A 411-nucleotide genomic window follows, 5' to 3' on the forward strand; every position below is an offset into this window, starting at 1 on the left:
ATGTAGTAGATCGTGGCGCCGGTGCGCTGGGCGACGCCGGGCACCGAGGTCGATTGCGCGACCCAGCCATGGTTCTCGGCGAGCTGGACGATCCAGTCGGTGAGGACGCCGCCGCCCTGGCCGCCCATCGCGACGATCGCGATCGAGATCGGCCGCTCGGTCGCATCACCCGCGGCAGGAAGCGCCAACTGGACCGTTTCGTCTCTCATGCCCAGTCTCTCATGCCCAAAATCTCATGCCAAGGCCTCGAACTCCGGCCGCCGGCGATCGCGCCGCCGTTGCAGCCAGCCGATCACGGCCATCGCGACCTTTGATTTGAACCTGTCCCAGCCGGTCGGATTGTGAATGACGTCGGCGCGATAGAACGAGGGACACAGCACGGCCGCGTCCGCGACCTCGCCGCAATTGCCG

The 411-nt window shown here is 66.7% G+C and carries 1 pseudogene; it reads right to left on the minus strand.

From position 1 onward, the window contains the following. Positions 1 to 209, minus strand: a pseudogene (locus tag GO615_RS28240) (hypothetical protein); the annotation flags it as partial. Positions 210 to 411 lie beyond the last annotated feature (202 nt).

It is taken from the genome of Aromatoleum evansii (assembly GCF_012910805.1).
In the GTDB taxonomy this organism is placed as follows: Bacteria; Pseudomonadota; Gammaproteobacteria; order Burkholderiales; family Rhodocyclaceae; genus Aromatoleum; species Aromatoleum evansii.